A 7,262-nucleotide genomic window follows, 5' to 3' on the forward strand; every position below is an offset into this window, starting at 1 on the left:
CCCCCCCCCCCCCCCCCCCCCCCCCCCCCCCCCCCCCCCCCCCCCCCCCCCCCCCCCCCCCCCCCCCCCCCCCCCCCCCACGACGCTGCCCGCCTGCCGCCGCATAGGGTGGAGCCATGCTGAGAGTGGGACTGACGGGCGGCATCGGCGCGGGCAAGAGCGAGGTCGCGAAACTGCTCGCCTCGTACGGGGCAGTGCTGATCGACGCGGACCGGATCGCACGGGAGGTCGTGGAGCCCGACACCCCCGGCCTTGCCGCCGTGGTGGCCGAGTTCGGTACGGACGTCCTGACGCCCGACGGGAGCCTGGACAGGCCCCGGCTCGGGGCGGTCGTCTTCGCGGACGAGGAGCGGCGCCGCGCTCTCAACGCCATCGTGCACCCGCTGGTGCGGCAGCGGTCCGCGGAGCTGGAGCGGGCGGCGGGCCCCGACGCGATCGTCGTCCAGGACGTCCCCCTGCTGGTCGAGAGCGGACTCACAGGCCACTTCGACGTGGTCCTCGTCGTGGACGCGTCGCCCGCCACCCAGCTGGAGCGGCTCGTACGGCTGCGCGGAATGGCGGAGGACGACGCGCGCGGCCGGATGGCGGCGCAGGCCGACCGCGAGCAGCGGCGCGCGGCGGCCGACATCGTCATCGACAACGACGGCGCGCGAGAGGCCCTGGAGCCGCGGGTGCGTGAGGTGTGGGAGGCACTGCGGGAGCGTGCGGCGACGGCACGTTGAGCGGGGCCCGGCCGCACGGTGCGGCCGGGCCCGTGTCTGTCACGGATGGTGCGGTCGGGGGCGCCCTGGTCCTTTACGGATGGTGCGGGCGCCCGGTGCCGAAGCCGCGGCCCGCGCGCCTCCTGTCGTCGCGCACCGGCTCGTAGGGCGGCACGTCACGGCCGGGCTGGAAGCGCGGACCCTGCCGCATCCGGTGCACGATCACCGCGAGATCCACCAGGGCGATCAGCGCGAGCGCCGCGCACACCCCGGCGAGCACGGGAGCGGCGACGAGCGCGAAGACCGCCGCGGCCCCGCCGCACCAGATCAGCCCCCAGACACTCAGCCAGAACCGCATGCGCAGTGGACTGCGCGCGTTGACAGGCTCATTTCCCGTACGCATGGCACTTCCACCTCCTCCGGTCCCTATGCGGGCGAGTACCCGATGGAGGGCATCCGAAGCGGCCCGCGCGGACACGGGAGGCATCGACCGGGCAGGCGCGGCCAGGGTGACGGCGCGACGCCGGGGCGGTGCCGTTCGCCCGGCGGTGCGGCGCGTGCGGTGGTCAGTGTACGAAGCGGTAACTGCGCCAGGGCGGGTTGCCGGGGGAGATGGTGTTCGACAGCGTCGTCGCGATGTACACCGGGTGGCCGCCCTTGCAGCCGGGCGCCCGGTAGGCGATCAGATCGACCAGGGTGCCGTTCTGCACGGCGCGCGCACCCGTCGGGCCGAACGAGTGGCAGCCGGTGACCACCGGATTGTTGACCTGGACCGTGCGGGCCTTGCCCGTGACGTGGTCGACCGGGCCCACGGCGGTCCTGCCCAGGCCGGAGCAGCCGGCCAGCCCGGCGGTGAGGAGCGCCGCGCAGGCGGCGCCGGCGAGGCGCCGGTGCTGGTTCGGGTCCATGGGCCGTCCTCGTCTCTGCGGTGCGGGTGGGCGGTGGCCGCTCGGGTGCGGGTGATGCCACCCTGCCCGACGGGCGGCGGCGCGGCACCCGCTGTACGACCGGCCGGGCGACACGGCACGGCGATCCGCTGTACGGCCGGGCGGCGCCGCGCGATGCCCGCTCCCCGGCCGACCGGCGGGCCCCGGCGCGGCTCCGCGCCTGGCTGACCTGCGAAAATGCCCGTCGAGGAGGCGATGTCAGACCCCCTGCCTAGACTCGCAGAGGTCGGATGGATCGTGTGGTCGAAGGGGGTGAAGGACGGTGGGGGCCATGGTGTACGGGGTGGGGCTGGTGCGCTGCGCCGCCGTCTTCCTGCCCGCCGAGGTGCCGCGTGAGCGGCGGGTGGCGTTCTGGCAGCCCGAGGGCGACCCGCTGCCCCGGGACGCGTTCCCCGAGAGCGCCGCCGGGGAGCTGACGGTGCTGCGGCCGGGCGAGGCCGGGGCAGTGTCCCGTACGGTGCCGGTGGTGTCCCGGACGGTGCCCGCGGTCCTCGTGCCCGTCGGCGAGGCGGTGCCGGTGCTCGTCAGGGCCAGGAGCGACAGATCGGCCCACCCCGCCGCCGCCTGCTGGGGCGCTGCCGCGCTGCACGCGCTGCAACTCGTGGGGCGCGGCAGGCTGCTGCCCGGGCTCACCGCGGGCGACCACGACGCGTGGCGGGCCGGCCCGCTCGACGCGGAGGACATCGCCCAGCTCCGGGCGGTCGCCGCGGCCATGCCGCCGGAGGCGCACGCGGTCGCGGCGGCCCCTCCTGCGGGGGACGCGGCGGCCGGGCCCCGGGTCCCCGAACCCGAGGCGCTCGTACGGGCGTTCCTCGACGCGGTCGCCGACACGCTGCCGCGCACACCGGCCGCGCCGTTCGCCGCGGGAGCGCCCTTCGCGGCCCGCGCGCCCCAGCGGCTGCCCGGCGCCCGCGGCTGGGCCGCGGAGGCCGCCGCGGGCATGGACGCGGGGGTACGGGTCTCGCTGCGGCTCGACCTGTCGGCGTTCGAGGCGTTCGACCGCGAGACGGAGGCCGGGCCCGGGTCCGGGGCGGCGCCGGGCGCGCGGCGCGCGGCCGTCGCGCTCGTCCAGGTGCACAGCCTCGCCGATCCGACGCTCGTGGTGGACGCGGCCCGGCTGTGGGCGGGCGACGGCGAGGAGCACCTGGGGCCGCGCGCCCGCGTCGACGCGCTGCTCGCGCTGCGCAGGGCCGCCCGGGTGTGGCCGCCGCTCGGCCGCCTCACCGAGCAGGACGTGCCGGACGTGCTCGCGCTCGCCGAGGACGAGCTCTACGACCTGCTGGGCCCGGCCGCGAGCCGGCTCTCCGCCGCGGGTGTCGCCGTGCACTGGCCGAAGGAGCTGGCCAGGACGCTGACCGCGGCCGCGGTCGTCAGGCCGGCGCGCACGGCGCCCGGCTCCGCCACCGACGGCACGGTGTTCTTCGACAGCACCGAACTCCTCGCGTTCGACTGGCAGCTCGCGCTCGACGGCGATCCGCTGACCCCCGCCGAGATGGACGCCCTGGCCGAGTCGCACCGGCCCGTGGTGCGGCTGCGGGACCGCTGGGTGGTGGTCGACCCCTCGCTCGTACGCAAGGCACGCAAGCGGGAGTTGGGGCTGCTCCAGCCGTCCGAGGCGCTCGCCGTCGCGCTCACGGGAAGCGCCGAGGTCGACGGCGAGAGCGTCGAGGCCGTGCCGACCGGCGCGCTCGCCGCCCTGCGCGACCGCATCGCCGCGGGGCCGGGAAGCCTGCCCCAGCCGCCCGGGCTGGACGCCGTCCTGCGCGACTACCAGCTGCGCGGCCTCGCCTGGCTCGACCTGATGACATCGCTGGGCCTCGGCGGCTGCCTCGCCGACGACATGGGCCTCGGCAAGACGATCACCCTGATCGCACTGCACCTGCACCGGGCGCGGCGCACCGCGGCGGGCGGCGGAGCCGAGCCGCCCACCCTGGTGATCTGCCCGGCCTCCCTCCTCGGCAACTGGCAGCGCGAGATCGCCCGGTTCGCGCCCGGCACACCGGTGCACCGCTTCCATGGCGCGGGCCGCTCGCTGGAGGATGTGGCGGGCGGCTTCGTCCTCACCACGTACGGCACGATGCGCTCCAGCGCTGAGCAGCTCGCGGCGCACCGCTGGGGCATGGTCGTGGCGGACGAGGCCCAGCACGTCAAGAACCCGTTCTCGGCGACGGCGAAGGCGCTGCGCACGATCCCCGCCGCCGCGCGCGTCGCGCTGACGGGGACGCCCGTCGAGAACAACCTGTCCGAGCTGTGGGCGCTCCTGGACTGGACGACCCCAGGGCTGCTCGGCCCGCTCAAGACGTTCAGGGCCCGCCACGCCCGCATCGTGGAGAATGTCGAGAACGCGCGGGCGGCAGGCGTCGCGGACGCCGGCAACGAGGAGGCGGTCGACCGGCTCGCCCGCCTCGTGCGGCCCTTCCTGCTGCGCAGGAGGAAGTCCGACCCGGGCATCGTGCCCGAACTGCCGCCCAAGACCGAGACCGACCACCCCGTGCCGCTCACCAGGGAGCAGGCATCCCTGTACGAGGCGGTGGTCCGCGAGACCATGGGCGCCATCGAGGAGGCCGAGGGCATCGCGCGGCGCGGCCTCGTCATGAAGCTGCTCACGTCCCTCAAGCAGATCTGCAACCACCCCGCGCAGTACCTCAAGGAGCAACCGCCCCGCGCAACCGCCACCCCGGGCCGCTCAGCCGCGGGCGTCCGCCTCTCCGGCAGGTCCGGCAAGCTCGCCCTCCTCGACGAACTGCTCGACACGATCCTCACGGAGGACGGCTCGGCACTGATCTTCACGCAGTACGTGTCGATGGCCCGGCTGCTCACCGCGCACCTGGCGAGCCGCGCCGTCCCGGCCCAGCTCCTGCACGGCGGTACACCCGTCCCCGAGCGGGAGCGGATGGTGGACCGCTTCCAGGCGGGCGAGGTCCCCGTGTTCGTGCTGTCCCTCAAGGCCGCGGGCACCGGACTGAACCTCACCCGGGCCGGGCATGTCGTGCACTTCGACCGGTGGTGGAACCCGGCCGTCGAGGAGCAGGCCACCGACCGCGCGTACCGGATCGGCCAGACCCAGCCCGTCCAGGTGCACCGGCTCATCACCGAGGGCACGGTCGAGGACCGTATCGCCGAGATGCTCGCCTCCAAGCGGGCCCTGGCCGACGCCGTCCTCGGCTCCGGCGAGGCGGCGCTGACCGAGCTGACCGACCGCGAGCTCGCCGACCTGGTGTCGCTGCGGAGGCCGGCATGACGGCCCCCTCGGCGCGCCGTCCGCGCCACGACGACCGGCGGGCCACCTTCCCCGCGATGCCGCCACGGAGCACCACCGAGGGGCCGTTCGCCGCGACCTGGTGGGGCAACGCGTGGCTCGCGTCGATGGAGGACACCGCGCTCGACCCCGCCAGGCTCGGCCGCGGCCGCGCCTACGCGGACGGGGGCCATGTCGACGCCGTCACCGTCACACCAGGCAAGGTCATGGCGTACGTGCACGGCAGCCGCCCCCGCCCCTACCGCACCGAGATCCGGCTGCGCACCCTGGCCGATGACGCCTGGGAGGACCTGCTCGCCACCGCGGCCGACCGGCCCGACCACATCGCCGCCCTCCTCGACAAGGACATGCCGCACGCGCTCGCCGACCTGTCCGACCTGCTGCCCGCGGGCGGCGACCTGGTGCCCGACTGCTCCTGCCCCGACGACGGATACCCGTGCAAGCACGCCGCGGCGCTGTGCTACCAGACCGCCAGGCTGCTCGACGCGGACCCGTTCGTGCTGCTGCTGATGCGGGGCCGCGCCGAACACGAGGTCCTCAGTGACCTCACCCGCCGCAGCGCCGCCCGGTCCGCGGCCGAGCGCACGGCGGCGGCGCCCGCGATGCCCACCGTCGACGCCGGCACCGTCCTCGCGCCCCGCCCGCTGCCCGCGCTGCCGCCGCCCCTGCCTGTTACCGACCGGCCGGGGCGGCCGCCCGACTATCCCCAGGCGCCCGGCGCGCCCGACCCGTTCGCGCTCGACCTGCTCGCCACCGAGGCCGCGGCCCGCGCGCACACCCTGCTCGTCCTCGGCACGGACCCGGTGGCCGACCTCACGCCCTGGCAGGACGCGGTCCGCCTCGCCGCCGCCCACCCCGGCTCCGGACTCACCGCGTCCACCCGCGCCCTGTACCGGGACCTCGCCGCCGCCACGGACCACACGCCCACGGACCTCGCCCGCGCCGTCGCCGCCTGGCGGCAGGGCGGCCTCGCCGGACTCGACGTCCTGGAGCACGCGTGGGACCCGCCGGCCGGACCCTTCGACCGGGCGCGCCCCGCTCTGGCCGCCGCCGACCTGCCGGCCCTGCGGCCCTGGCGCAACCGCCTCACGGGCCCCACCAGGCAGCTGCGCCTCGGCCGCGACGGGCTCTGGTACGGGTACGAGTCGGACCGCGACCGCGAGGACTGGTGGCCGAGAGGCATCCCGGACACCGATCCGGTGGGAGCGGTCATCGCCCTGCTCGGCCGGTGACCGGTACGCTGCTGCGCGTAGCGTCCGGCAGGCGGAGGGGACATCCCATGGACGGGGCGACCGAAGTGATGGCGGCCGCGGCGGCGACCGTCCTCCAGCAGATGGCACTCGACGGGTGGAACACGGCACGCGACCGCTTCGCGGCCTTCCTGGCCCGCCGCCGCGGCACCGCCGTGGACCGGGTGGCCGCCGAACTGGATTCGACGCGGGCCGAGTTGACGGCAGCGCGGGCGTCGGGCGACGACGCGGCACCCGACGAGCTGCGGCGCGACCTGGCGGGCCGCTTCCGCCGTGCCGTCCAGGGCGACGACGAGGCCCAGCGCGAACTGGCCGGACTGGTCGCGGAGTTCCGGGTCGAGCAGACACAGACGCAGATCCGCGATGTGCACAACACCATCAGCGGCGGTACCCAGCACGGTCCCGTCATCCAGGCGGGGTCGGTGGGCCGGGTCGAGTTCGGAGAGCAGCCGTGAGCACCGGGCCCGACCGCCGCCCCGCGGAATCCGGTGCCGTACAGCGCTGAACTGCCCGTCGAGAAGCCCGTGTTCCGGAACCGGGTCGAAGAACTCGAAAAGTACACACGCTGACGGCGCTGCCGCCCGCGCCCGGCAGGCCGCGCGACCCGTCCGGTCCGGCCGGCGCGCCCGACGGCCCCCGCGCGCCGAGGGCACGGGCGCCGGGGCGGGTGGCCCGCGTGGCATCCGCCTCGGCGTGCCGGGGTCCGCGCGCCTTGGGGCGGAAGCGGTGTGCCCGCGCCCTCGCGGGAGGCGCCGGCGGGGTTCAGAAGTCGGCGCGGGCCGGCTCGTCCAGGCGGGCCACCGCGTCCTGGGCGTACGCGCGTACGTAGGCCGACCTGGCGCGTTCGATGGCGCCGTCGCGGCGCGCCGCCTCGCTCTTCGGGTAGAGCAGGATCAGTTCGTGGCTGCGCTCCCGTTCGATGGCGCCGCGCGAATCGCGCCACTGGCCCCAGCCGTCCTGCACGGTCAGGCCTTCGGGGAAGCTCGGCGTGACCTCGCGGTCGACGAACGACCTGAACTGCGCCTCGGTGACGGCGGGGCCGCCGTCGGGCCGTTCGGTGCCGAAGAACAGCCGGGTCTCGACGTAGGGGGTGGAGGGGGTGTGG

7 protein-coding genes are annotated in these 7,262 nt (G+C 76.1%); 4 read left to right on the top strand and 3 right to left on the bottom strand.

Annotation, left to right across the window (positions count from 1 at the left end):
- The first annotated feature begins 116 nt into the window (after positions 1 to 116).
- Positions 117 to 722, top strand: coding sequence for a dephospho-CoA kinase (coaE, locus tag LCE31_RS33745; protein ID WP_225021302.1), 606 nt, complete (start codon positions 117 to 119; stop codon positions 720 to 722).
- A gap of 73 nt (positions 723 to 795) precedes the next feature.
- On the opposite strand, the gene LCE31_RS33750 is transcribed toward coaE, so the two are convergent.
- Positions 796 to 1,104: a DUF6343 family protein gene (locus LCE31_RS33750; RefSeq protein ID WP_225021304.1), complete on the bottom strand. Its 309-nt coding sequence runs from the start codon at positions 1,102 to 1,104 to the stop codon at positions 796 to 798.
- Between the two features lie 163 nt (positions 1,105 to 1,267).
- Entirely contained in the window at positions 1,268 to 1,609 is a 342-nt protein-coding gene (locus LCE31_RS33755; RefSeq protein ID WP_225021306.1) for a hypothetical protein, read from the bottom strand.
- Positions 1,610 to 1,919: 310 nt separating this feature from the next.
- Between LCE31_RS33755 and LCE31_RS33760 the strand changes: the two genes are divergently transcribed.
- From LCE31_RS33760 to LCE31_RS33770, 3 genes are read left to right on the top strand one after another with little or no spacing between them, the layout of a single operon-like run.
- On the top strand, positions 1,920 to 4,889 hold the full coding sequence (locus tag LCE31_RS33760) for a DEAD/DEAH box helicase (RefSeq protein WP_225021308.1): 2,970 nt from the start codon (positions 1,920 to 1,922) through the stop codon (positions 4,887 to 4,889).
- Entirely contained in the window at positions 4,886 to 6,139 is a 1,254-nt protein-coding gene (locus LCE31_RS33765; RefSeq protein ID WP_225021310.1) for an SWIM zinc finger family protein, read from the top strand. Before LCE31_RS33760 ends, LCE31_RS33765 begins: the two co-directional genes overlap by 4 nt.
- Before the next feature lie 47 nt (positions 6,140 to 6,186).
- Positions 6,187 to 6,612, top strand: a complete 426-nt coding sequence (locus tag LCE31_RS33770; protein WP_225021312.1) for a hypothetical protein — start codon at positions 6,187 to 6,189, stop codon at positions 6,610 to 6,612.
- A gap of 307 nt (positions 6,613 to 6,919) precedes the next feature.
- Here the strand turns inward: LCE31_RS33770 and LCE31_RS33775 are convergent.
- The coding region (locus tag LCE31_RS33775) for a DUF3574 domain-containing protein (protein ID WP_225021314.1) at positions 6,920 to 7,262 on the bottom strand (343 nt) is incomplete at its 5' end.

Source organism: Streptomyces sp. 8L (assembly GCF_020176795.1).
Lineage (GTDB): Bacteria > Actinomycetota > Actinomycetes > Streptomycetales > Streptomycetaceae > Streptomyces.